Annotated in this window: 22 protein-coding genes; 10 read left to right on the top strand and 12 right to left on the bottom strand. The window is 70.9% G+C overall.

The features are described from left to right. The first annotated feature begins 217 nt into the window (after positions 1 to 217). The 3 genes from ACZ4SA_RS02865 (at position 218) to ACZ4SA_RS02855 (ending at position 4,559) form a co-directional block, all read left to right on the top strand. Complete coding sequence (locus tag ACZ4SA_RS02865) at positions 218 to 979, top strand: ABC transporter ATP-binding protein (protein ID WP_468269110.1); 762 nt, start codon at positions 218 to 220, stop codon at positions 977 to 979. Further along, entirely contained in the window at positions 976 to 3,837 is a 2,862-nt protein-coding gene (locus ACZ4SA_RS02860) for an FtsX-like permease family protein (protein ID WP_468269108.1), read from the top strand. Before ACZ4SA_RS02865 ends, ACZ4SA_RS02860 begins: the two co-directional genes overlap by 4 nt. Positions 3,838 to 4,016: 179 nt before the next feature. Next, on the top strand, positions 4,017 to 4,559 hold the full coding sequence (locus tag ACZ4SA_RS02855; RefSeq protein WP_468269106.1) for a bacterial proteasome activator family protein: 543 nt from the start codon (positions 4,017 to 4,019) through the stop codon (positions 4,557 to 4,559). 152 nt (positions 4,560 to 4,711) lie between these two features. Here ACZ4SA_RS02855 and ACZ4SA_RS02850 read toward each other — a convergent pair whose 3' ends face one another. From ACZ4SA_RS02850 to pdhA, 7 genes are all read right to left on the bottom strand, one after another. Continuing rightward, entirely contained in the window at positions 4,712 to 5,701 is a 990-nt protein-coding gene (locus tag ACZ4SA_RS02850) for an NAD(P)H-quinone oxidoreductase (RefSeq protein WP_468269104.1), read from the bottom strand. 10 nt (positions 5,702 to 5,711) lie between these two features. Continuing rightward, entirely contained in the window at positions 5,712 to 6,767 is a 1,056-nt protein-coding gene (locus ACZ4SA_RS02845; protein WP_468269276.1) for a potassium channel family protein, read from the bottom strand. A 20-nt stretch (positions 6,768 to 6,787) separates the two neighbouring features. Continuing rightward, positions 6,788 to 8,269: a molybdopterin molybdotransferase MoeA gene (locus tag ACZ4SA_RS02840; protein WP_468269274.1), complete on the bottom strand. Its 1,482-nt coding sequence runs from the start codon at positions 8,267 to 8,269 to the stop codon at positions 6,788 to 6,790. Between the two features lie 320 nt (positions 8,270 to 8,589). Further along, entirely contained in the window at positions 8,590 to 9,510 is a 921-nt protein-coding gene (locus ACZ4SA_RS02835; protein ID WP_468269102.1) for an NTP transferase domain-containing protein, read from the bottom strand. A 106-nt stretch (positions 9,511 to 9,616) separates the two neighbouring features. Further along, positions 9,617 to 11,044, bottom strand: coding sequence for a dihydrolipoamide acetyltransferase family protein (locus tag ACZ4SA_RS02830; RefSeq protein ID WP_468269100.1), 1,428 nt, complete (start codon positions 11,042 to 11,044; stop codon positions 9,617 to 9,619). Further along, positions 11,044 to 12,048 (bottom strand): alpha-ketoacid dehydrogenase subunit beta, encoded by a 1,005-nt coding sequence (locus ACZ4SA_RS02825; protein ID WP_468269098.1) that lies wholly within the window; start codon positions 12,046 to 12,048, stop codon positions 11,044 to 11,046. Before ACZ4SA_RS02825 ends, ACZ4SA_RS02830 begins: the two co-directional genes overlap by 1 nt. Beyond that, positions 12,045 to 13,202: a pyruvate dehydrogenase (acetyl-transferring) E1 component subunit alpha gene (gene pdhA, locus ACZ4SA_RS02820; RefSeq protein WP_468269096.1), complete on the bottom strand. Its 1,158-nt coding sequence runs from the start codon at positions 13,200 to 13,202 to the stop codon at positions 12,045 to 12,047. Before pdhA ends, ACZ4SA_RS02825 begins: the two co-directional genes overlap by 4 nt. A 211-nt stretch (positions 13,203 to 13,413) precedes the next feature. Between pdhA and ACZ4SA_RS02815 the strand changes: the two genes are divergently transcribed. Further along, positions 13,414 to 13,953, top strand: coding sequence for an Lrp/AsnC family transcriptional regulator (locus tag ACZ4SA_RS02815; protein WP_468269272.1), 540 nt, complete (start codon positions 13,414 to 13,416; stop codon positions 13,951 to 13,953). Positions 13,954 to 14,053: 100 nt separating this feature from the next. Here the strand turns inward: ACZ4SA_RS02815 and ACZ4SA_RS02810 are convergent, their stop codons facing one another. Further along, positions 14,054 to 14,647: a TetR/AcrR family transcriptional regulator gene (locus ACZ4SA_RS02810; RefSeq protein WP_468269094.1), complete on the bottom strand. Its 594-nt coding sequence runs from the start codon at positions 14,645 to 14,647 to the stop codon at positions 14,054 to 14,056. After that, a complete protein-coding gene (locus ACZ4SA_RS02805) occupies positions 14,644 to 16,158 on the bottom strand; it encodes a 3-hydroxyacyl-CoA dehydrogenase (RefSeq protein ID WP_468269092.1) in 1,515 nt (504 codons plus the stop codon). Before ACZ4SA_RS02805 ends, ACZ4SA_RS02810 begins: the two co-directional genes overlap by 4 nt. A 122-nt stretch (positions 16,159 to 16,280) precedes the next feature. Here ACZ4SA_RS02805 and paaN point away from each other — a divergent pair, with 122 nt between their 5' ends. After that, complete coding sequence (gene paaN / locus ACZ4SA_RS02800) at positions 16,281 to 17,957, top strand: phenylacetic acid degradation protein PaaN (protein ID WP_468269090.1); 1,677 nt, start codon at positions 16,281 to 16,283, stop codon at positions 17,955 to 17,957. A gap of 92 nt (positions 17,958 to 18,049) precedes the next feature. Here paaN and ACZ4SA_RS02795 read toward each other — a convergent pair whose 3' ends face one another. From ACZ4SA_RS02795 to ACZ4SA_RS02785, 3 genes are read right to left on the bottom strand one after another with little or no spacing between them, the layout of a single operon-like run. Further along, positions 18,050 to 18,709 (bottom strand): TrmH family RNA methyltransferase, encoded by a 660-nt coding sequence (locus tag ACZ4SA_RS02795; RefSeq protein WP_468269088.1) that lies wholly within the window; start codon positions 18,707 to 18,709, stop codon positions 18,050 to 18,052. Continuing rightward, positions 18,706 to 19,884: an HTTM domain-containing protein gene (locus tag ACZ4SA_RS02790; RefSeq protein WP_468269085.1), complete on the bottom strand. Its 1,179-nt coding sequence runs from the start codon at positions 19,882 to 19,884 to the stop codon at positions 18,706 to 18,708. Before ACZ4SA_RS02790 ends, ACZ4SA_RS02795 begins: the two co-directional genes overlap by 4 nt. Then, a complete protein-coding gene (locus ACZ4SA_RS02785; RefSeq protein WP_468269082.1) occupies positions 19,881 to 20,981 on the bottom strand; it encodes a DUF5819 family protein in 1,101 nt (366 codons plus the stop codon). The genes ACZ4SA_RS02790 and ACZ4SA_RS02785 overlap by 4 nt, the downstream gene beginning before the upstream one ends. Before the next feature lie 113 nt (positions 20,982 to 21,094). Here ACZ4SA_RS02785 and paaA point away from each other — a divergent pair, with 113 nt between their 5' ends. Genes paaA through ACZ4SA_RS02760 form a run of 5 tightly spaced genes read left to right on the top strand, consistent with a single transcriptional unit; the run spans position 21,095 to position 24,694 of the window. Beyond that, on the top strand, positions 21,095 to 22,060 hold the full coding sequence (paaA, locus tag ACZ4SA_RS02780; RefSeq protein ID WP_468269079.1) for a 1,2-phenylacetyl-CoA epoxidase subunit PaaA: 966 nt from the start codon (positions 21,095 to 21,097) through the stop codon (positions 22,058 to 22,060). Next, entirely contained in the window at positions 22,057 to 22,347 is a 291-nt protein-coding gene (paaB, locus tag ACZ4SA_RS02775) for a 1,2-phenylacetyl-CoA epoxidase subunit PaaB (protein WP_468269076.1), read from the top strand. The genes paaA and paaB overlap by 4 nt, the downstream gene beginning before the upstream one ends. A 47-nt stretch (positions 22,348 to 22,394) precedes the next feature. Further along, positions 22,395 to 23,129: a 1,2-phenylacetyl-CoA epoxidase subunit PaaC gene (gene paaC / locus ACZ4SA_RS02770; protein ID WP_468269270.1), complete on the top strand. Its 735-nt coding sequence runs from the start codon at positions 22,395 to 22,397 to the stop codon at positions 23,127 to 23,129. Further along, entirely contained in the window at positions 23,123 to 23,638 is a 516-nt protein-coding gene (gene paaD, locus ACZ4SA_RS02765) for a 1,2-phenylacetyl-CoA epoxidase subunit PaaD (RefSeq protein WP_468269073.1), read from the top strand. The genes paaC and paaD overlap by 7 nt, the downstream gene beginning before the upstream one ends. Then, a complete protein-coding gene (locus ACZ4SA_RS02760; RefSeq protein WP_468269070.1) occupies positions 23,639 to 24,694 on the top strand; it encodes a 2Fe-2S iron-sulfur cluster-binding protein in 1,056 nt (351 codons plus the stop codon). Positions 24,695 to 24,796 lie beyond the last annotated feature (102 nt).

The following is a 24,796-nucleotide window of genomic DNA, read 5'->3' as shown; positions in this document are numbered from 1 at the left end:
GGCGCGGACAGCGCCTCACCCCGCGGCTGCCACCGAACAGGCAGCGCTCGCAGAGCCGTACCGGCCACCCGGCCGACCGGCGACCTACAGACACCGGTATCAACCGCCCATCCGGCCGGCCGGCCCACAGACCTCATCATCGGCCCGCCCGGCCGACCGCCCATCTCTCCGTACACCCGCTCGTGTGTACGCATCCGTCCGAGGGGGAGACCCACCCATGCCCGAACAGCAGTCGCTGCAGCCCCAGTCGTCACAACAACCTGTGCTGCAACTCCAGCATCTGACCCGGATCCACGGCAGCGGCGCTGCCGAGGTGCATGCCCTGCGCGGCGTCAACCTCGATGTGTTCCCCGGTGAACTCGTCGCCGTCATGGGTCCGTCCGGCTCCGGCAAGTCGACGCTGCTCACCATCGCGGGCGGCCTCGACACCCCGACATCCGGACGTGTGATCGTCGAGAACACCGACATCACGACCGCAGACCGCAAGACGCTCGCAGCGCTGCGTCGCCGCAGCATCGGTTACGTCTTCCAGGACTACAACCTCATCCCGGCCCTCACCGCCGCGGAGAACATCGCCCTGCCGCGCGAACTCGACGGCACATCCGCCCGCAAGGCCCGCACCGAAGCCGTCGCCGCCCTTGAGGAGATGGACCTCGGTCTCCTCGCCGACCGCTTCCCCGACGAAATGTCGGGCGGCCAGCAGCAGCGTGTCGCGATCGCCCGCGCCCTCGTCGGCGACCGCCGACTCGTCCTCGCCGACGAACCGACCGGCGCCCTGGACTCCGAGACCGGCGAATCCGTGCTCGCCCTGCTGCGCTCGCGCTGCGACGCCGGCGCGGCAGGCATCCTCGTCACCCACGAGCCACGCTTCGCGGCCTGGGCCGACCGCGTGGTGTTCCTGCGCGACGGCGCGGTCGTCGACCAGACCGTCCGCAGCCAGGCGGACTCCCTGCTCTCCGGCCAGGCGGCCGAGCTGTGATGAACCGGTACCACTCCTGGCGCGCCGCGATCCGGATCGCGCGCCGTGACGCCTGGCGCTCCAAGGGACGCAGCTTCCTCGTCCTGGCCATGATCGCCCTGCCCATCCTCGGTGTGAGCGCCGCGGACCTGACCCTGCGCAGTGCGGAACTCTCCGCCGAGCAGAGCGCCCAGCGTTCCCTGGGCGCGGCCGACGGCCGGCTCACCGACCCGAACCTGGGCGGCATCCCCCTCATGCAGTCGCCGGACGGCATGAACTACTACCCGGTCGGCGACTTCGAGGACAAGCCGTGGCCCGAGGGGAAGGCGGACGTCACGAAGGCTCTGCCCGCGGGCGCCAAGTCGCTCACGGACACGGTCGGTTCGGCGAAGCTCCGCACCGCACACGGACTGCTGCACACGGAGGTCCGCGAGCTGAAAGCCACGGACCCGATGGCCAAGGGCCTCATGACCGTGACCGGCGGCCGTCTCCCGCAGAAGGCCGACGAGGTCGCCGCGACGACCCACTTCCTCGACAGCAGCGGCCTGAAGGTGGGCTCCAAGCTCACCGCGCGCGGGTTCGACCGCGAGTACCGCATCGTCGGCTCCTACGAGCTCCCCGGCGCGCTGGACACCGACCAGGTCAACGCACTGCCCGGCTCCCTGCTCGCGCCGCTCGACAAGGCTCTCAAGGCCGCTGACATGTCCGGCACTTCGCCCTCGACGACACTGCTGGCGACCGTGCCGGGTGGTTTCACGTGGAACATGGTCAAGGACATCAACACCAACGGTGTGATCGTCACGTCGCGCGCCGTGGCGCTCGACCCGCCGGCCGACTCCGAGGTGCCGCTCTTCCAGGAGGAGGGCTGGGGCAACTTCGAGGAGAGCACGGCCGCCAAGGCCGCCGCGCTCGCCGCCGCCGGCACCGTCGTCGGACTCGCGATGCTGGAGATCTGTCTGCTGGCCGGCCCCGCGTTCGCGGTAGGCGCCCGGCGCTCGCGCCGCCAGCTCGGCCTGGTCGGTGCCAATGGCGGCGATCGCCGGCACATCCGCGCCATCGTCCTCGCCGGTGGTCTGGTGATCGGTGTCGCCGCCGCCGTGGTCGGCACGATCCTCGGTCTGGCCCTCACCTACCTGCTGCAACCGGTCCTCGAGGACTACATGGGCAAGCGCTTCGGCAGCTTCGACATACGGCCGCTGGAGCTCCTCGGTATCGCGCTGCTCGCCGTGCTCACCGGTCTGCTCGCCGCGATCGTGCCCGCAGTCACCTCCTCACGGCAGACCGTGCTGGCCGCCCTCACCGGACGCCGGGGTGTGCGCAGGAGCAGCAGGGTCCTGCCCGTCGTCGGTCTGATCGCGGTGACGCTCGGTGCGGCGATCGCCCTGTACGGGTCGACGATGACCGACCAGTTCGTCGTCGTCGCGGGAGGCAGCGCCATCGCGGAACTGGGCGTGGTCGCACTGACGCCCGCGCTGGTGGGCCTGTTCGGCCGGATCGGCAGCATTCTGCCGCTCTCTCCGCGGCTCGCCCTGCGCGACGCGGTGCGCAACCGAGGTCGCACGGCTCCCGCAGTGGCCGCTGTGCTCGCCGCGGTCGCGGGAACGGTGGCGGTGGCCACCTACGCGGCGAGCAGCGACGCCCAGGAGGCCGCCGCCTACGAGGCGCAGCTGCCGCACGGCGCGGTCTCCATGGCCATCGAGGAGGGCGGCGGGCGGGATGTGCCGCAGGTACGCGACACCGTGCAGAAACTTCTGCCGGTGGACGTGCGTGCGGACGTCGACCGGATAGCCGTCGGAAGGGCCACCTGCTCGCCGTACAGCGACGACGAAGACTGCGGCAGGCTGGAAGTCGTGGTGCCGCTGAAGAACCAGTGCCCGCTGTGGGCGGTGGACCCGGCGAAGCCGGATGAGGACCCCGCGGCCAAGTTCAGCAAGGCCGAACGCCGCAAGCTGAACGATGACTGGCGATGCCAACAGGGCGGGGCCACCGGTGTCTACGCCGACGGCGGTGTGATGGTCGGCGACGCGAAGCTGCTCCAGGTGCTCGGGATCGACGACCCGGCCGCCGAGAAGGCCCTGGCCGCCGGGCAGATCGTGTCCTTCGACAAGCGCAACGTCAACGACCAGGGCAAGATCGACATCCGGGTGATCACCGACCAGGAGGCCGCCGACAGAGCCTTCGAGAAGGGTCGGAAGATACCGGGCGAGATCAAGAGCTTCACCGCCCACCAGGTCGCCGACACGGAGAAGTCCTACGGTCTGCAGATGCTGCTCGCGCCTGCCGCGGCCAAGTCGGCGGGCCTCACCACCGTGCCGCTCGGCGCGTACTACTCGACCGACACGATGCCGACCACCGAGCAGCGGCAGCGGCTCGACGACGAGCTGGACAAGACCGGAACCGATGTAGCCCTCCACGTCGAGAAGGGCTACACCAGCAAGGCCAGCATCATCCTGCTGTCGCTGACGGTGTTCGCCGGGCTGATCACGATCGGCGCAGCGGGAATCGCGACAGGGCTCGCCCAGGCGGACGCGGAGGCGGACCTGAAAACACTCGCCGCCGTCGGTGCCCCGCCGCGGGTCCGCAGGACGCTCAGCGGCTTCCAGTGCGGGGTGGTGGCCGCGATGGGGGTGGTCCTCGGGTCGGCGGCGGGCGTGCTGCCGGCGGTCGGGCTGCGGCTCACGGAGGAGCGCCAGCAGATGGCCTGGTACCAGCAGGCTCTGGATGAGGGCTGGGGCGTGGGCTCGATGCCGCAGGTGCCGATCGTCGTTCCCTGGGAGACGCTGGCGGCGCTGCTTGTCGCCGTTCCGGTGGGCGCCGCTCTGCTGGCGGCGCTGGTGACCCGCTCCCGGGGTGCGCTCGCCCGGCGAGAGGCGACCTGACCGGGGCTTCGGCGGCCGCCCGAGAGGCCGCCGACAACCGGGACCGGGAACACGATCACGACCGCTAAACATGGTCCGGCGGGTCAATATCCAGCGGTTTTGTGCCCCCGTAGGAGGGTGGATCACTCTCCTACGGGGGCACACCGTGTTGTGACGCCCATGTACGAGAGAATGGCGGCATGGAGATGCCGAGGAATGAACGGTCGCAGGAGAGCCCCCACGTCCTCGTCGTGGGACAGGACGGGATGGCCCTCAGTCACGGCAACGGTGACGACGAGTCGCGCGAGGTCCCGGTGACGGAAATGGTCGAACAGCCTGCGAAGGTCATGCGCATCGGCAGCATGATCAAGCAGCTGCTGGAAGAAGTGAGGGCGGCTCCTCTGGACGAGGCGAGCCGCGTCCGCCTCAAGGAGATCCACGCCGGTTCGGTCAAGGAGCTGGAGGACGGTCTCGCGCCCGAGCTCGTCGAGGAACTGGAGCGTCTGTCCCTCCCCTTCACCGACGACGCGATCCCTTCCGAAGCGGAACTGCGCATTGCGCAGGCGCAGTTGGTGGGCTGGCTCGAGGGCCTTTTCCACGGGATCCAGACGGCGCTGTTCGCCCAGCAGATGGCCGCGCGTGCGCAGCTGGAGCAGATGCGGCGCGCGCTGCCGCCCGGTGCGCCGCACGACGAGGACGAAGGCGGTCAGCACGGCGCGATCCGCTCCGGCCCGTACCTCTAGACGCCCGTACCTCTGGACGCCCGGCACCTACGGGACGCCCTGCACCTGCGACAAGGGCCCGGTCCACCGGACGGTGGACCGGGCCCCTGCACGTTCGTGCGTGTTCCGCGCTCACGTTGCGTGCGTGTTCCGCGCTCTAGGAGGAGTGGTGATCAGCCCTTGCCGGGGGCGGTCAGCAGCACCTTGCCCACATGGGTGCCGGATTCCAGCGCGCGGTGGCCCTCCGCCGCTTGGTCCAGCGGCACCGTACGGTCCACGACAGCGCGCACCCGGCCTCCGCCGATCAACGGCCAGACGTGCTCGCGTACGGCCGCCACAATCGCCGCCTTCTCGCCCAGCGGCCTGCCGCGCAGCGAGGTGGCCGTGATTGCGGCCCGCTTGGCGAGCAGGGCGCCGAGGTTCAACTCGCCCTTCACTCCGCCCTGGAGGCCGATGATGGCGAGTCGTCCGTTGACGGCGAGCGCCTTGACGTTCCGGTCCAGGTATTTGGCACCGACGATGTCGAGGATCACGTCCGCGCCGACGCCGTCCGTCGCCTTACGGATCTCCTCGACGAAGTCCTGCTCGCGGTAGTCGATCAGGATGTCCGCACCCAGTTCGGCGCAGCGCGCGAGTTTGTCCGGCCCGCCCGCGGTCACGGCCACGCGGGCTCCGACGGCCTTCGCCAGTTGGATGGCCATGGTGCCGATCCCGCTCGCGCCGCCGTGCACCAGCAGTGTCTCGCCCGGACGCAGGTGGGCGATCATGAAAACGTTCGACCACACCGTCGAGGTGACCTCGGGCAGCGCGGCGGCCGTCGTCAGATCCATACCTTCCGGCACCGGCAGCAACTGGCCGGCGGGTACGGCCACCTTCTCCGCGTAGCCGCCGCCCGCCAGCAGGGCGCACACCTCGTCGCCGACGGCCCAGCCGGAGACCCCGGGCCCGAGCGCCGCGATCCGGCCCGAACACTCGAGGCCGGGGTAGGGGGACGAACCGGGCGGGGGGTCGTAGAAGCCCTGCCGTTGCAGCAGATCCGCGCGGTTCACCGCACTCGCCACGACGTCGACGAGGACTTCGCCCTCGCCGGGTACGGGATCGGGCACCTCGGCCCAGACCAGGGCTTCGGGACCACCGGGCTCGGGAATCGTGATCGCATGCATGGCGGCGAGGCTACTCCGCGGCGTTGCCGGAGGGGGTGTTGTCCGCGCGCACGATCGTGATGAGCCGGTCGGTGAGCTGCAGAGGGCTGGCCGCCGGGTCGTCGTAGCCCAGCAGCCGATGGCCGCGCAGCACGCTCACCACCAAGTCGTCCGTCTCCCGGACCGTGCGGCCCACTTCGGCCTTTATCACCGGGCGTTCGATGAGGTCGAGGCCGCTGCCCTGCTGGATCAGGTCCTCCATCACCGTGCCTGCGCTGGGGCTGAGCACGGAGAGGCCGAGCAGTCGGCCGGCCGCGCCGGAGCTGGTGATGACGGCGTCCGCTCCGGACTGGCGCAGCAGCGGTGCGTTCTCCTCCTCACGGACCGCAGCGACGATCTTCGCGCCTCGGTTGAGCTGGCGGGCAGTAAGCGTGACCAGCACCGCCGTGTCGTCCCGCTGGGGGGCGATGACGATCTGACGGGCCTTCTGCAGCTCGGCGCGGATGAGGACATCGCTCCTGGTCGCGTCGCCGACCACTCCCACGAAGCCCTCCGCGTTGGCGGCGTCGATCACCTTGGCACTCGGGTCGACCACAACGATCTGGTCCTTGCGCAGCCCGGTGGCACAGAGAGTCTGCATCGCCGACCGACCCTTCGTGCCGAAGCCGACGATGACGGTGTGCTCGCGCAAGTGGGACCTCCAGCGGTTCAGCCGCCACTCCTCCCGGGTGCGCTCCGTGAGGACCTCGAGAGTGGTGCCGACCAGGATGATGAGAAAGAGCACCCGCAGCGGGGTGATCAGCAGCACGTTGGTGAGCCGTGCCCCGTCGCTGTACGGAACGATGTCGCCGTAGCCGGTGGTGGAGAGCGTGACGGTCGCGTAATAGAGGGCGTCGAGGAAGTCGACGCTGTTGTCCGAGTTGTCGCGGTAGCCCGCCCGGTCGGTCCAGACGATCAGCACGGTGATGGCGAGGACCGTCAGCGCCATCAGCAGCCGCTTGCTCACCTGGCGCAGCGGACGCTCGACGATGCGGCGGGGGAGCTTCACCCGGCCTGTGACGAGGTGCTCGTCGGCGTGGCGGGCCATGGCGTCCTGGCCGGGAAGTTTCACGTGAAACACCCTCCTTCGTCGTTCGAGGGTGCCCAGGGCGTCCAGGTGGCCCAGGGAAGGTCGAGGACCTCCAGCTCGTCTCCGGGCCGCGCACCACCCGGCGGAACGACGGCGAGTCCGTCGGCGGCCGCCATACCGCGCAGCATCGCCGGGCCGTGGTAGTGGAGCGGCACCAGCCGGTCGTCCCGGTGCACGAACGGAACGAGCCGGGTGTCGTACGGGTGGCCGTGCACCTCGTCGCGAACCGGCACGCTGTACGGCTCGGCCGGGGGGCGCCCGGCGAGGCCGCGCAGCAGCGGCTCGGCGAGCGTCACAAGCCCCGACACGGCGGCGAGAGGGTTGCCCGGAAGTCCCACCAGGTATCGTCCGGAAGCGAGTTCGGCCAGCAGCATCGGGTGGCCGGGCCGTACGGCGACCTGATCGACCAGCAGTCGCGCGCCGGCCTTCCGCAGGACCGGATGAACATGGTCGACGGGACCCGCCGCCGTACCTCCGGTGGTGATCACGACGTCGGCCTCGGAAGTGGTGACAGCCCGGTGCAGCGCTTCGGCGTCGTCCCCGAGACGGCGGGTGGCCAGAACCTCGGCTCCGAGCGCGCGCAGCCAGGGACCGATCATCGGGCCGAGAGCGTCACGGATCAGACCGTCGTGGGGGAGGGACGACGTGAGCAGTTCGTCGCCGAGTACGAGGACTTCGACACGCGGACGGGCGACGATGACCAGCTCGTCGTATCCGGCGGCGGCGGCGAGCCCGAGCACCGGCGGAGTCACCAGAGCGGCTGCGGACAGCAGATGGTCCCCCGACCGGCACTCCTGGCCACGCGGGCGGATGTCCTGACCGGGAATCACCTCACGCTCGGTACGGAGCTGGTGGGTGGCTGTGTCCATGCGGGCGTGCTCGCTGCGGATCACGGCCGTGGTCTCCGGCGGAACCCGGGCGCCGGTGGCGATCCGCACCGCCGTACCGTCGGGCAGCGGACGGGCGTCGCCGTGCCCGGCCAGGATCGACTCCTCACTCCCCACCGTCCAGGGGCCCGGACCCCCGACGGCCCAGCCGTCCATGGCGGAGGTGTCGAAGGAGGGCAGGTCGCACAAGGCGGTGAGCGGCTCGGCGAGCACCTGCCCGAGGGCCTCAGCCAAGGGGACGACGTGGGTACGGGGCGCGGTGGTGCGGCCGACGCGCGCAGCCAGGGCTCGGGCGTCGAGCCACGGCGAGGCGTGATGCCGGCGGGCGGCCGAGCCGCCGGAGTGAGCAGAAGCGGAGGCCGGCGCGTGGTCCTTCATCGGGCGGATCAGGGCGAGTGCTTCGTCGACACCGTCCGACTCGGAGGCGCCTGCGGGCTCGGGGCGGCCGCCTGCGGGCTGGGGGCGGCCGCCTGCGGGCTGGGGGGCGCCCGCGGCCGATGGGGGGTCGTCGGACGAGCCGGGGCCGTCGGCACGTCGGGGGGCGCGGTCCGCGTCGGAGGCGCAGTTCTCCAATGAGGCACCGCCCGTCCGGGAGACACGTTCCGGCCGGGAGGCACCGTCCGGCTCGAAGAGGCTGTCCGAGTCGAAGACGGTGTCCGGCTGGGAGGGCCTGTCCGACCTCAAGACGCGGTCGGGCGCGAACAGACTGTCCGAGCTCAAGAGGCCAGCCGGCTCGAAGAGGCTGTCCGAACCATCCGAACTGTCCGCCCCCGAGACGCCGGCCGCCTCAAGAGCGCCGCCCGGCACCGGCTCTGCGGAGGGCATCGGCGTAGCAGGGGCGGCTTGTGCCCATTCGGCGCCCGCCGAGGCCGCCGCCCTGCGATCGTGACCGGTCATTCTGTTTCGGCCCCGCCGTTCGTGCCGACCGCCGGATTCACCGGCCCACCGGCACCCTCCGACTGCTGGGCCTCCCGCTCTGCCTCTTCGGCCCAGCGCGCGGCCAGGGCGGATGCCTTGCGAGCGGCCTCCGCAACAGCCTCGGGGCCCCCGTCGGCCTTGGCCGCCGCGTAGCCCACCAGGAAGGTGGTGAGCGGTGCGGCGGGGCGCGCGACGCCGTGCGCGGCGTCGCGGGCAAGGTCGAGAAGGGCTCGGGTGTCGACGTCCAACTCGATGCCGAGTTCGTCCTTGACTGCGGTGATCCATTCGTCCAGCACGTTCCCATGCTCCCTGATGCGGGCCCGGGCTGTGGAGATGTCCTCCCAGGTGTCGCAGTCGAAGGAGGCGAGGGGGTCGGTCTCGATCCGGGCCAGGTCCAATTCCCGCGTCAGTAGACGCAGCGGCAGCCCGGAGAGGCTCCCGTATTCGGACGCAAGGAGAGCAAGCTCACGCCTGAGGGGCTCGGCGCGGTACGCGGCGACCAGGGGCTGCTCGCGACCGTCGGGGTCGGTCAGCACAACTGCCTCGCTGTCCTTGGCGGCGAGGGCCTCGATCAGTTGCCGTACGGTCCCCTCCCCGAGGAACGGAAGATCGGCCGACAGCACGAGGACGGCCTCGGCCCCTGTCTGCCGCACCCCCGCATCGAGGGCGGCCAGCGGCCCGCCGCCGGGCGGCTCCTCGCGCGCCCACACCACGGGCCGAGGCGTGGGCCGCCGGCCGCCGACCACCACGGTGCGGCCGGCGTCCCGGCATGCGGCCAGCACGCGGTCGAGCAGGGCTCGCCCGCCCACGCTCAGCCCAGGCTTGTCGGCCCCGCCGAGCCGCCTTGCGGCGCCTCCGGCGAGCACGACGGCGTCGTACGCGGTAGTCGCGGTCATTCCTGAAGTATGGTCCGCGATCCGGCGGGCGGGGAGCCCCGGTTCGATCTTCTCTTCGGCCGTGCCCGGTTTCTCTTCCGGCCGGCTGCTGTTCGGCGCGGCGGCCCTACAGGCTGCGCAGCAACACCGACGGGTGCTCGACGCAGTCGGCCACGTACCGGAGGAAGCCGCCCGCCGTGCCGCCGTCGCAGACCCGGTGGTCGAAGGTGAGCGACAGCTGCACCACCTGACGGACCGCCAGCTCGCCTTGGTGCACCCACGGCTTGGGCACGATCCTGCCCACCCCCAGCATCGCGGCCTCCGGGTGGTTGATGATCGGCGTGGAGCCGTCGACACCGAACACGCCGTAGTTGTTGAGCGTGAACGTGCCGCCCGTCAGATCCGCCGGGGTCAGTGCCCCCTGCCGGGCAGCCTCGGTGAGTCGCGCGAACTCGGCGGTCAACGACTCCGCCGACCGGTTGTGCGCATCCTTCACGACGGGGACGACGAGTCCCCGCTCGGTCTGGGCAGCGAACCCGAGGTGCACCTCGGGCAGGCGCACGATCTCCCGGGCGTCCATGTCCACCATGGAGTTGAGCTCCGGGTGGCGGGCGAGGGCCGCCGTGCAGATACGGGCCATGAGCGCGATCAGCGAGATCTTGGGCCCACCGGCGGCGTTCATCGCGGCCCTGGCCGCCATCAGTTCGGTAGCGTCGGCATCGACCCAGCAGGTGGCGTCCGGGATCTCACGCCGACTGCGGGACAGCTTGTCGGCGACGGCTCCGCGTACCCCGCGCATCGGGACACGCTCGGCGATTGCGGTCCCGGCACCGGCCGCAGCCGGTGCGGCAGGGGCCGGGGCAGCCGTCGCCGGCATCTCGGGAGCGCGCAGGGCCCGCTCGACGTCCGACCGCAGAATCAGACCGTCGGGCCCTGAGCCGGTCAGCGCGCGCAGATCGACGTCGTGCTCACGGGCGAGCTTGCGGACGAGCGGCGAGATGACGGCCACAGGGCCGCTTGCGGCCTTGTCGGCCGTGGGGGCGGTGATCGCGGCACGGCCTGCCGCGGCAGCGGGGACGGTGACGGCAGAGGCAGCAGCCGACGCGCTCGGCGGCACCTGCCCGGCCGTGGCAGGGGCCGCATCCGAAGCCTGAGCGGGCGCTGCCGTCGGCGACGCCGGGCGGATACGACGCCGACGTGCCGCCGGCGCGCCGGTCCCGTAGCCGACCAGGACGTTGCCGGACGACTCGGCGGACGCGTCCGCCGCGGAGCTCCCGGCGGCGGCCGCATCCGCTCCGGCCGCATCCGTCGCGCCCACCGCGACAGTGAGCAGCGGTGCCCCGACGGGCAGCTCCGTGCCCTCCTCGCCGAAGCGAGCGGTCACCACGCCGCCGTACGGGCAGGGCACCTCCACCATGGCTTTGGCCGTCTCGACCTCGACGACGGGCTGGTCGATCGCCACGACATCGCCCACAGACACCAGCCAGCGGACGATCTCGGCCTCGGTCAGCCCTTCCCCGAGGTCGGGAAGCTTGAATTCCAGCACCTGAGCCATCAGCTCGCCGCCTCCCACTGAAGCCGGGCCACCGCGTCCAGCACCCGGTCCACGCCCGGCAGGTGATGCCGCTCCAGCATCGGCGGCGGATACGGGATGTCGAAACCGGCGACCCGCAGCACCGGCGCCTCCAGATGGTGGAAGCAGCGCTCGGTCACCCGTGCGGCGATCTCCCCTCCGGGACCGCCGAACCCGGTCGACTCATGGACGACGACCGCGCGCCCCGTGCGCCGCACCGACGCGCAGACCGTCTCGTCGTCGAACGGCACCAGCGAGCGCAGGTCGACGACTTCCAGGTCCCAGCCCTCTGCCGCCGCGGCCTCGGCCGCCTCCATGCACACCGGCACGGACGGGCCGTAGGTGATGAGAGTGGCGCTGCGCCCCGAGCGGCGGACGACGGCCCGGCCGATCGGCTCCACCGCTGCCGGCGTCTCGGGCGACCAGTCCGCCTTGGACCAGTACAGCCGCTTGGGCTCGAGGAAGACCACGGGGTCGTCGGAGGCGATGGAGGCGCGCAGCAGTCCGTAAGCGTCCTCGACCGTCGCCGGAGTCACGACATGCAGGCCCGGCGTCGCCATGTAGTACGCCTCGGAGGAGTCGCTGTGGTGCTCGACGCCGCCGATCCCGCCGCCGTACGGCACCCGCACGGTGATCGGAAGCGGCATGCCGCCCCTGGTGCGATTGCGCATGCGGGCGACGTGGCTGATCAACTGCTCGAACGCCGGGTAGGCGAAGGCGTCGAACTGCATCTCCACGACCGGGCGCAGGCCGTACATCGCCATGCCCACGGCGGTACCGAGAATGCCCGCCTCGGCCAGCGGCGTGTCCGTGCAACGGTCCTCGCCGAACTCCTTGGCGAGGCCGTCGGTGACCCGGAAGACGCCGCCGAGGGTTCCGACGTCCTCCCCCATGACGTGGACGGACGGGTCGTCGGCCATCGCGTCGCGCATCGCGCGCTGCAGGGCCTGTGCCATGGTTGCGGGCTTCACCGCGGCCGTGGTCATCGTGCCTCTTCCTCAGCGTCCAGCTCGGCCCGGAGCAGCGCCGCCTGCTCGCGCAGCTGGGTGGTCTGCTGGGCGTAGACGTGTTCGAACAGATCCATCGGCTCGAGAACCGGGTCGGCGTTCATCCGCCGGCGCAGGTCCGCGGCCATCTCCTCCGCCGCCTGCGCGGCGGACTGCCTGCGGTCGTCGTCGAGCAGTCCTCGCTCCGTCAACTCCCGCTCCAGCAGCTGAATCGGGTCGTGCGCGCGCCAGACGTCGACTTCGCTGTCCTCGCGGTAGCGGGTGGCGTCGTCGGCGTTCGTATGGGCGTCCATGCGGTAGGTGACGGCTTCGATCAGCGTGGGGCCGCCGCCGCGCCTGGCACGGGCCACGGCCTCGCCGAGCACCTCGTGCACCGCGACCGCGTCGTTGCCGTCGACGAGCCGGCCGGGCATGCCGTACCCCACGGCCTTGTGGGCCAGGGAGGGCGCGGCGGTCTGCTTGGCCAGCGGCACGGAGATGGCGAAGCCGTTGTTCTGTACGAGGAAGACCACCGGCGCGTTCCACACGGCGGCGAAGTTCAGCGCCTCGTGGAAGTCGCCCTCGCTGGTGCCGCCGTCGCCGACCATGGCGAGTGCGACCACGTCGTCGCCCTTGAGCCGGGCGGCATGCGCCAGGCCCACGGCATGGGGCAGCTGGGTGGCCAGCGGGGTGCACAGCGGCGCGATGCGGTGCTCGTGCGGGTCGTACCCGGTGTGCCAGTCGCCGCGCAGCAGCGTCAGGGCCTGGACGGGGTCCAGACCGCGCGCCACGGCCGCGAGGGTGTCGCGATAGCTCGGGAAGAGCCAGTCGCGCTCCTCGAGCGCCAGTGCAGCGCCCACCTCGCACGCCTCCTGCCCGGTGCTCGACGGGTAGACGGCAAGCCGGCCCTGCTTGGTGAGTGCGGTCGCCTGTGCGTTGTAACGGCGGCCGCGCACCAGCTCCGCGTACAGCCGCAGCAGCAGCTCGGCGTCGGCCGCTGCGGCGGCCTTTGTGCCGAGCACGCGGTAGGGCTCCGGGTCCGGCAGCAGGGGCGTGGGGTCGATACGCGGCTGCCACGCGGGGGGCGGTGTGGGCCGGTAGGCGGCGGCAGCGGAACCGGGCAGCTCCTGAACCGTCGTGCTGCTTTTTCTCAACGCGAGCACCTCCTCGTGGGAGCGACGACGAAAGCCATGAAGAAACGGGTCGGAGGCGCGCGGGTGTGGCGCGCCTCACCTACCGATTGTTCGGTCGTGGGCGCATTTTGGCTACAGGCGCGGGCAGCCTGTGGACAAACGGTTCTCCACAGCATGAGATGGAGACAGGTCGTCCATGCTAGGAAGGCGGGGGGACGTGACTGCTGAACAAATGGCCGACGGCGGGGACCGCGCGGGGCAGACGCCCCCGGCGCGCCCGCTGGATGCGATCGACCGCGACATCCTCCGCATGCTCCAAGCGGACGGTCGCGCCTCCATCCGCTCCGTGGCGGAGCGCGTGCACGTCTCCCGTGCCAACGCGTACGCCCGGATCAACCGGCTCATCGACGACGGTGTGATCCGGGGCTTCAGCGCGCGGGTGAATCACGAGCGGGCAGGCCAGGGGGCCTCCGCCTACATCACGCTCAAGATCGTCCAGAACTCCTGGCGGACCGTCCGGGAGCAGCTGCAGGCGCTGCCGGGCGCGGCCCACATCGCGCTGGTCAGCGGAGACTTCGACGTTCTCCTGCTGGTGCACACACCCGACAACCGCACCCTGCGCGAACTGGTCCTGACCAGGCTCCAGGCCATCCCCGAAGTGCTGTCGACCCGGACGCTGCTGGTCTTCGAAGAGACGGACCTGGACCCCGTGGCGGGGCAGGGGGCGGCGGCTCCGGCTCAGGGAACGGCTCCGGAGACGGACCAGTTGTGAGCGCCCGCTGGCCAAGCGCTTCGGGCCGGTCCGGCCAAAGCGCTTCGGCAGCCGTCCGGCCAGGCACGGCAGCCCGGTCAGGGGGCCGTGCGCAGCTCACTCAGGGCGTCGTCCGGAGCCCGTCGAAGGCGAGCCGGACGACCGTCTCCGCCACCTGGTCCCCCTCGTAGCCGCCGCCGGGATGCGGGCGGTACCACTCGACCAGCGAATTGACCATGCCGAAGAGCAGCCGGGTCGCCAGCCGGATGTCCACATCGGCGCGGAGATCCCCGTCCGCGGCGGCCGCCTTCAGCAGATCGGCCACCCGCTGGTCGAACTCACGACGCCGCTCCAGCGCCCACCGCTCGGTCTTGGTGTTGCCCCGCACCCGCAGCAGCAGCGTCACGTGGGGCAGCTCGGCCATCAGCACCTCGACGGTGCGCCGGGTGACGTACTCCACCCGCTCGATGGCCCGTCCCCGCTGCGCACCGCTCTCCTCGAGGATCGCGAACAACGCGTCCAGCGCACGGCTGACGGCGCGCCGGAGCAACTCCTCCTTGCCGGAGACATGGTGGTAGATCGAGGACTTGGAGATCCCGGCCGCCTTGGACAGATGCTCCATGGACGTACCGTCGTAGCCGCGCTCGTTGAAAATCTGCACGGCGACGGTGAGCAGCGTCTCCGGCGTGTAGGTGTCGCGCTTTGCGGTGCTCACGAGGCGTCCTCACCCTCCGCGCCGGCGAGCGAGTGCTGGAACAGCGCGAGGCTGGGTGCGTAACGGCCGGTCGGGCAGCGGTCGTGCAGCAGATCCAGCAGGTCGTGTGCCCAGCCGGCGGGGAGCTTGCGGCTCCATTCCATGGGTCCCTGCGGGTAGTTGACCCCCAGGCGCATCGCCGTGTCGATGTCCTCCTCGCTGACGACGCGTTTCGCCGCCGCGTCGGCCGCGACGTCGATCAGCATCGCGACCGTACGTGCGACGATCATGCCGGGCACGTCGGGGATGACGCTGACCCTCTTGCCGAGCGCGTGGAAGAGGCCGGTCGCCTGGGCGAGCGTGTCGGCCCGGACGTCGTGCGCGGCGGACAGCGCGATCCGGGTCGCGGACCGGTAGTCGAAGGCAAGATCGAAGTAGACGACATCGCGGAACTCCGCGGAGAGCTGCCCGTCCGCGAGGACCAGCTGACCACCGCTGGGCAGTACCAGGCGCGTCCCGGAGTCCTCGCCCTCCTGCCTCACCTCGATACCGGCTTCGCGGATCATGTCGACGAGTGCGCCTGCGGGCTCGAGATCGCCTTCGACCACGACGTACTCGGGTGCGTCCTGCGGCTCCGCGGTGTGCGGCTCGGGCTTGGCGGCACCGTCCTCGTAGGAGAACCAGCCGCGACCCGACTTCCGGCCGAGGCGGCGGGACTCGACCAGGCGGCGCTGCGCAAGGGAGGGCAGGAACTTGGGGCTGTGGAAGAAGGAGTCCCAGACGGAACGGGTCACGGCCTCGTTCACGTCCTGGCCGATCAGGTCCGTGAGCTCGAAGGGGCCCATCTTGAATCCGCCGGATTCCCGCAGGATCGCGTCGATGGTCGCGGGGTCGACGCCGTGCTCCTCGTGCACAGCGAAGGCCTCCGCATAGAAGGGCCGGGCTATGCGGTTGACGATGAAGCCAGGGGTGTCGGCGCAGCGCACCGGTGCCTTCCCCCAGGCCAGGATGGTCGCGTAGGCCCGCTCTGCGGCGTCCCTGTCGGTGGCGTGGCCGCTGACGACCTCGACGAGGGGCAGGAGCGGCGCGGGGTTGAAGAAGTGCAGACCGACGAAGCGGCCGGGGTTCCGCAGCGCTCCCGCGACGGCGGTGACGGACAGGGAGGAGGTGTTCGTGGCGAGCAGGCAGCCCTCGGCGACGATTTTCTCCAGCTCCGTGAAGAGCTCCCGCTTGACCGCGAGCTGCTCCAGGACCGCCTCGATGACGAGGGCCGCGTCGGCGAGCTCCGCGAGATCCGTGGCCGGCAGGAGCCTGGCACGGGCGGCGTCCCGCTCGGCGGACGCCATTCGTCCCTTCTCGACGAGCCGGTCGAGGCGGGCGCCGATCGCGGCCGCGGCCTCGTGCGCACGCCCGGGAACGGCGTCGTGGAGACGTACGGGATGGCCTGCGACCAGGGCGACCTGCGCGATTCCCTGGCCCATGGTTCCGGTGCCGACAACGGCGACGGTACGACTCGTATCGATGGCGGTCATGGAGGCGATCCTCCCCGATGAGTTGTCCACAGGTTCGACAGGCCCCCTTGTACCGACCGATCGTTCGGTTACTCTAACTCTGTCATTCCTCCCCTGCCCAGCTCGATGAGGAGTTGGTCCGCATGCAGCTGACCGAGACCCACCGGCCCACGCTCGACCAGGCCCTCGAAGCGATCCGCACGCGCGCGTACTGGTCTCCGCACCCCGAGCACCCCAAGGCCTACGGCGAGAGCGCGCCCGCCGACGGCCTGGCCGCCTTCGAGGCGCTCCGCGGCTCGCGCTTCGACCTGGACCAGCCGGGCACGGACGGCTGGACGGGCGGCGAAGTCTCTCCGTACGGACCGGAGTTGGGTATCGAGTACCCACACCCGGACCTGGACGTCCTGCTGCCGGCGATGCGCGCCGGCATGACGGCCTGGCGCGAGGCCGGCCCCGAGACGCGCGCCCTCGTCTGCCTCGAGATCCTCTCCCGGATCAGCACCCGCACCCATGAGTTCGCACACGCGGTGATGCACACCAGCGGGCAGGCCTTCATGATGGCGTTCCAGGCCGGCGGCCCGCATGCCCAGGACCGCGGCCTGGAGGCCGTCGCGTACGCGTACGCGGAGCAGACCCGCACCCCCGCCGCCGCCGACTGGTCCAAGCCCCAGGGCAAGCGCGACCCGCTCGAGCTGCGGAAGACCTTCACGACCGCGGGACGCGGCATCGCGCTGGTGATCGGCTGCAACACCTTCCCGACGTGGAACGGCTACCCCGGCCTCTTCGCCTCCCTGGCGGCAGGTAACCCGGTCCTGGTCAAGCCGCACCCCCGCGCCGTACTGCCCCTGGCGCTCACGGTGAAGGTGGCCCGCGAGGTCCTCGCGGAGGCCGGCTTCGACCCGAACCTCGTCTGTCTCGCATCCGAGCGTCCGGGCGAGGGAATCGCGAAGATCCTGGCGACGCGCCCGGAGATCAAGATCATCGACTACACGGGCTCCACCGCCTTCGGTGACTGGCTGGAGGCCAACGCCCGCCAGGCACAGGTCTACACGGAGAAGGCCGGCGTCAACACGGTCGTCGTCGACTCCACCGACAACTACAAGGGCATGCTGTCCAATCTGGCCTTCTCCCTGTCCCTGTACAGCGGCCAGATGTGCACCACCCCGCAGAACGTGCTGATTCCCCGGGACGGCATCACGACCGACGCCGGCCCGAAGACGTACGACGAGGTGGCCGCCGACCTGGCCGCCGCCGTGGGCGGTCTGCTCGGCGACGACGCCCGGGCCAACGCCCTGCTCGGCGCCCTGGTCAACCCCGACGTCAAGGCGCGTCTCGAGGCCGCGGCCGGCCTCGGCGAGGTGGCGCTGGAGTCGCGCGAGGTCGCCAACCCGGAGTTTCCCGGGGCGACGGTGCGGACTCCGGTCATCGTGAAGCTCGACGGCGCCCGCAAGCTCTGGGAGTCGGCCGACTCCGAGCCGGCGTACCTCTCCGAGTGCTTCGGCCCGGTGTCCTTCGTGGTGGCCGTGGACTCCACGGCGGACGCGCTGGATCTCCTGCGCCGCACGGTCCGTGAGAAGGGCGCCATGACGGTCGGCGCCTACACCACCTCCGCCGAGACGGAGCGTGCTCTCGAGGACGTCTGCCTGGACGAGTCGGCCCAGCTCTCGCTGAACCTGACCGGCGGGGTGTACGTGAACCAGACCGCCGCGTTCTCCGACTTCCACGGCTCGGGCGGCAACCCGGCGGCGAATGCGGCCCTGTGCGACAGCGCCTTCGTCGCCAACCGCTTCCGCGTGGTGGAGGTCCGCCGCCAGGCCTGATGCCACGGGGTGTGGGGCGGGGCCCGAAGCGGTCCTGCCCCACAGCCCTCCGGCGGACCTCAACCGGTACGCCGGAAGCAACCCCGTGGTGATCAGGCTCCCGGGGCGGGAACGTCGGCGTGCCGCTGCACCCACGCGTGCATCGCGATGGCGGCCGCCGCGCCGGCGTTGATCGACCGTGTCGAGCCGAACTGAGCGATCGAGCACACCATCGCCGCCTGTTTACGCGCCTCGTCCGTGAGGCCGGGCCCTTCCTGGCCGAAGAGCAGCACGCATCGGCGAGGCAGCTCGGTCCGCTCCAGCGGCACAGCCCCGGGCAGATTGTCGATCCCGATGATCGGCAGATCCTCCGCCGCCGCCCATTCGGTCAGCGAGACCGTGTCCGGGTGGTGCCGCACATGCTGATAGCGGTCGGTGACCATGGCACCGCGCCGGTTCCAGCGGCGGCGACCGACGATATGGATCTCCCGGGCCAGAAACGCGTTGGCGGTGCGCACCACCGAGCCGATGTTGAAGTCGTGACCCCAGTTCTCCACTGCCACATGGAAACCGTGCCTGCGGGTGTCGAGGTCGGCGACGATCGCCTCACGCGTCCAGTACCGGTACTGGTCGACGACATTGCGCCGGTCGCCTCCGGCCAGCAGTTCGGTGTCGTACTGCTCGCCCTGGGGCCAGGGCAGCGGGTGCGGGCCGACGCCGACCTCGGGGGCGTAGCCCTCGTCGTACTGAAGCGGTTCTTCGGTGGTGCTCACCCGACGAGCGTACGGTGCCGCTCCTCGCTCGCCCGTCGCAACTGGGGCGGGACGGTCCTTCCGGGCAGCAGGCGGTTCCGCCTGCGCGCCACCAGGGCGCCCAAGTTCACCAAAAGCGCGGTCGGCAGGAACACCGCGTCCGCGGCGATCATCGCCAGCGAGAAGAACGGCAGGCCCAGCAGGACCGCGATGGCCGCGTGCTCGAGCATCATGACCGCGAGCAGGACATTCTTCACGCGCCGCTGGAGCAGCGTGAACGGAAACGCGACCTGCACGACGACCGTGCCGTAGGTCAGCAGCATCACCATCACGCCACACGAGGCCAGCAGCGCGGAGAGGTCCGGCCAGGGGGCGAAGTAGCTCAGCTTGAGGGGGTAGTACAGCGCGGTCCCGTCCTGCCAGCGCGAGCCCTGGATCTTGTACCAGCCGGCGGTCGCGTAGATCAGACACACCTCGGCCATGATCACGAAGAGGGCGGCGTTATGGGCGAGGTTCGCCAGGACGTCCAGCAGGGTGCGCGGCTCGCTCTGCGGCGCACAGCGGTTCACCGCCCACCACACGCCCTGCGAGATCCACAGGCCCCAGAAGAGGACGATCAGCCAGGTGTCCCCGCCGACCCGGCCCAGTAGCGTCCCGACGAAGAGCAGCACGCCGAGCACCGCCCACAGAACCGGCCCCACGCGGTCTTGACCGGGGTTCCTTGCCGCCCGGCGGGCGTCCAGCGACCAGACCTGGGCACAGCGTGTGAGCACCAGGTAGATGGCCATGAGATGGACGACGTTGTCGCCGCCGTCCCCCACGAAGATCGAGCGGTTCTGCAGGGACAGGACGCCGACCATGAAGACCACGGACACGGCCCGGGTGTGCCAGCCGAGCAGCATCAGCAGGCTGGACAGCACGCACACGCCGTACACGATCTCGAACCACTGGGTGCTGTCCGACACCAGGAGCACGGTGAACGCGTTGTTGTCGGCGATCAGCTCCCGGCCCATGTCCCAGCTCCAGGGACCGTCGGGTCCGTAGAGGGCATGCCGGTTGGGCAGCTCGCACAGGAGGAACAGCAACCAGGTCGCGGCGAAGCCGATCCGGACGACGGCGCTCTGGTACGGCCCGAGGGCGGTGGCGGTGACGCGCTGGACGGCGCGGGCGACCCTGCGGTCGGCGGCGGGCTTCACCGGGCCGCCCCCGCCGCGTCGATGGTCGAATCGCTGCCGGCGCGTCCGGCCTCGGCGCGCCCGTTGTCGACGCCTGCGGCCTCGGCACGTCCGTTGTCGACGCCTGCGGGCAGATCCGCCGCGGTGACCGTCCACCACGGCAGCTCACGGTGGACGGGCCGCGTGTCGATCTTCTCGTCGCTCCACTCGGGAGCCTCGATCGCCCTCGTCGACGCACGCAGCTGGATGCGCTCGACCGGACCGCCCAGGTCGTGGTGGTCGAGGCGCAGCATCGCGATGCGGCGGATGTAGCTCTCGGAGAGCCGTCCGCGCAGGCCGTTGGGTTGGTTCTCTGTGTCGTGGGAGCCCACGTAGAAGTCCCAGGCCCGGCGGAGCTGGTTCTGATGGAGGTGGCTGGGGAGCAGGTTGCCCCGGATGTCCGCACCGTCCTCGGCCGAAAGGTCGATCCAGTCGCTGCGGCGCCGGCTGCCGTCTGCGGCCGTGTACTGGGCACGCACCTGAACGGCGATGTTCTGCTGGAGCGGATTGGGTGCGAAGAGCTTCCAGTTCTGCTCGAACTCCGGGTAGACCCAGCCGTCGACCGCCTCGCCGTGCTGCTTGGTCACGGTGTTGGAGGGGGCGACGTGGAGGAAGACCATCGCCAGGTGGACACAGGCGACGACGGTGATCAGCGCGAGCGCCACGGCGGCGGCCACCTGGTAGGGGAGGGACAGTCCGGCCATGCCGCCGCCGGACGCGGGCGGTGCGAGGACGAGGGGTTCCGACGGCGGCCCGTCGGAGGGCGTCGGTGTTTGCAGAGCCTGCTGGGCCTGTTGGCCTGGCGGGGCCTGCCGGGCTATGGGCCAGGCTTCACGACCGTCACGCGGCCTCTCCCCGGCCCGAGCATCCTGTGGCCCGGCCCCGGCCGCCGGCGGCCTCTCCTCACCGTCCTGACTGTCCCAGCCGTCCTGAGGCTCGTCCCCCCGTCGCAGCTGTCGGGTCCCGTCCTCCCGGCGGGGGCCGGGGAGATCGTCCGGCCGCCGGGCAGGGCGGGGGGAACGCGGGCCGGAGCTCGAGCTTCCGGCGCCATTGGCGTCCTCATCCTCGTAGGAGTCCATCCCGCCCCGATCCCCGTCGGCCACCTCGGTTATCCACAGGGTTGACACCCTACGGGCCGCCGACCGACCATTGAAGCCGATGAACCGAACGATCGGTCGGTAGGGGAGTCCGGATGACGGCAGTGACTGCGGATGGGTACGAGGCGGCGTTCGACGCCGCCGTGGCCGCCGACGAGCGCATCGAGCCGCGTGACTGGATGCCGGAGGCGTACCGCGCCTCGCTGGTCCGCCAGATGGCTCAGCATGCGCACTCGGAGATCATCGGCATGCAGCCCGAGGCGAACTGGATCACGCGGGCGCCCTCACTGCGCCGCAAGGCGATCCTGATGGCCAAGGTGCAGGACGAGGCCGGTCACGGCCTGTATCTGTACAGCGCCGCGGAAACACTGGGCGCCAGCCGCGACGACCTGTTGGACAAGCTCCACACCGGCCGCCAGAAGTACTCCTCGATCTTCAATTACCCCACACTGACCTGGGCCGACGTCGGCGCGATCGGCTGGCTGGTGGACGGCGCCGCGATCACCAACCAGGTGCCGCTCTGCCGCTGCTCGTACGGGCCCTATGCCCGCGCGATGGTGCGTGTGTGCAAGGAGGAGTCCTTCCACCAGCGCCAGGGGTTCGAGCTGCTGCTCACCCTGTCCCGGGGTACGCCCGAGCAGCATGCGATGGCGCAGGACGCCGTGGACCGCTGGTGGTGGCCGTCGCTGATGATGTTCGGCCCACCGGACGACGCGTCGGCGCACTCCGCGCAGTCGATGGCCTGGAAGATCAAGCGCCACTCGAACGACGAGCTGCGTCAGCGCTTCGTGGACATCTGTGTCCCGCAGGCCGAGTCCCTGGGCCTCACCCTCCCGGACCCCGATCTGCGGTGGAACGAGGAGCGCGGCCACCACGACTTCGGCGCGATCGACTGGGCCGAGTTCCACGAGGTCCTCAAGGGCAACGGCCCCTGCAACGAACAGCGGATCAACCAGCGCCGGCGGGCGCACGAAGAGGGAGCCTGGGTGAGGGACGCGGCCGCCGCGTACGCGGAGAAGCACCAGGCACAGCACACCGAGTCCGTGGAGGCGACGGCATGAGCAGCTCGACCGAATGGCCGCTGTGGGAGGTCTTCGTGCGCTCGCGCCGCGGACTGTCCCACACCCATGCAGGCAGCCTCCACGCACCGGACGCGGAGATGGCCCTGCGCAATGCGCGGGACCTCTACACCCGGCGGAGCGAGGGCGTCTCGATCTGGGTGGTGCCCTCCACCTCGATCACCGCCTCCTCGCCGGACGAGAAGGACCCGTTCTTCGAGCCGGCCGCCGACAAGCCCTACCGCCACCCGACGTTCTACGACATCCCGGAAGGGGTGAAGCACCTGTGAGCACGACGCCCACGACGCAGCCCACCCCCGCGGCGGAGGCCTCCACGGTGCACGCCCCGGCGGAGGGCCCCGCGGCGAACGCCTCGGCGGCACTGGCTCTTGGCGACGACGCCCTGGTGCTCTCGCACCGGCTGGGCGAATGGGCCGGCCACGCACCGGTCCTGGAGGAAGATGTCGCCCTGGCCAACATCGCCCTGGACCTGCTGGGACAGGCTCGTGTGCTGCTCTCTCTCGTCGGGGACGAGGACGAACTGGCGTTCCTCCGCGAGGAGCGGGCCTTTCGCAACCTCCAGCTGGTCGAGCAGCCGAACGGCGACTTCGCGCACACCATCGCCCGCCAGTTCTACTTCTCGGTCTACCAGCACCTGCTGTACGGGCAGCTGGCGGCCGGAGACGGCCCGTTCGCCGGGCTCGCCGCCAAGGCGGTCAAGGAGGTCGCCTACCACCAGGACCACGCCGAGCACTGGATCACGCGACTCGGTGACGGCACCGCGGAGAGTCATGAGCGGATGCAGCGGGCGTGCGACGCGCTGTGGCGTTTCACGGGCGAGATGTTCCAGCCGGTGGACGGGCTCGACGTCGACCTCGGCGCGCTGGAGGCGCCCTGGCTGGAGCGGATCCGGGCCGTCCTGGAGCGGGCGACGCTGACCGTGCCCTCGGGGCCCCGCAGCGACGCCTGGTCGGCGGGAGCAGGACGCCAGGGACTGCACACCGAGTCGTTCGGACGGATGCTGGCCGAAATGCAGCACCTGCACCGCAGCCACCCGGGGGCGTCATGGTGACCGGGGCCGGACAGGTCGAGACCGACACGACGCTCGAGGCGGAGCTGCGCAGGATCGCGGGTTCGGTGCCCGACCCCGAACTGCCGGTGCTGACACTCGAAGAGCTCGGCGTCATTCGCGGCGTGAGTCTGCTCGGGCCCGGCAGCGTCAGGGTCGAGCTGACGCCGACATACACCGGCTGCCCGGCCATCGAGGCCATGACCTCGGACATCGAGCAGGTGCTGCACGAGCACGGTATGGCCGACGTCTCGGTCGTCAGGGTTCTCTCCCCCGCCTGGTCGACGGACGACATCAGCGCGGAAGGCCGGCGCAAGCTCACCGAGTTCGGCATAGCGCCGCCCCGTCCCCATTCGGCGGACGAGCCAGTGCCGCTGACTCTCTCGGTGCGCTGCCCGAACTGCGGCTCGACCGAGACGGAGCTGCTGAGCAGGTTCTCCTCCACGGCCTGCAAGGCCCTGCGCCGATGTGTTTCCTGTCGCGAACCTTTCGACCATTTCAAGGAGTTGTAGATGTTCCATCCGCTCCGGGTCAGCGCGGTCGAACGGCTCACGGACGACTCGGTGGCCGTCACCTTCGAGGTGCCGACCGAGCTGCGCGAGACCTTCCGCCACACACCCGGCCAGCACATAGCGCTGCGCCGGTTCGTGGACGGCGTGGAAGTCCGCCGCACGTATTCGATCTGCACCCCTGCCGCCGCGGGCGGCGCCGCCCCCGTGCTCCGCGTCGGCATCCGCCTGGTCGACGGCGGCGAGTTCTCGACCTTCGCCCTGAAGGAGCTGGCCGCCGGGGACGTGGTTGAGGTGATGCCACCCGCAGGCCGGTTCCTGTTTCCCCCCAGGCCAGGTCACTTCGCCGCGGTGGTGGGCGGAAGTGGCATCACACCGGTGCTGTCCATGGCCTCGACGCTGCTCGCGCAGGAGCCGGAAGCCCGGTTCTGCCTCATCCGCAGCGACCGCACCGCGGCCTCGACGATGTTCCTCGACGAGGTCGCCGACCTCAAGGACCGCTTCCCCGGCCGCTTCCAGCTCGTGACCGTCCTCTCGCGGGAGGAGCAGCAGTCCGGTCTGCCCTCCGGGCGGCTGGACCAGGAGCGCCTCACGAGCCTGCTGCCGGCCCTGCTTCCGGTGCCCTCTGTGGACGGCTGGTTCCTCTGCGGACCGTTCGGGCTGGTGCAGGGCGCCGAGCGCGCTCTGCGCGGGCTCGGGGTGGACCGGGGCCATATCCACCAGGAGATCTTCCACGTCGACGACGGCTCGTCGCCGGTTGGCGTCGCTGTGGCCGCACCGGCCCACGCCTCACTCACCGCGACCCTCGGCGGCAGGTCGGGCACGTGGCCGGTCAAGGAAGGCGAGTCGCTCCTGGAGACGGTGCTGCGCAGGCGGGCGGACGCACCGTACGCCTGCAAAGGCGGCGTCTGCGGCACCTGCAGGGCCTTCCTGGTGTCGGGCGAGGTCCGGATGGACCGCAACTTCGCCCTGGAGCCGGAGGAGACCGAGGCGGGCTATGTCCTGGCCTGCCAGTCCCACCCGGCGACACCGGCCGTGGAGTTGGACTTCGACCGCTGAGCCGACGAGACCGTGAGCGCGCCGCGGCCCGCACAGACGCGCTCCGAGCCCTTCCCGGTCTCCGTGCCCATTCCCTTCGGGCACAGCCTGCCCTATCTTGAC

Source organism: Streptomyces sp. NPDC027962, assembly GCF_055566095.1.
Note: the sequence above shows the minus strand (reverse complement) of the source record. Positions and strands in the feature narration are given on the sequence as shown.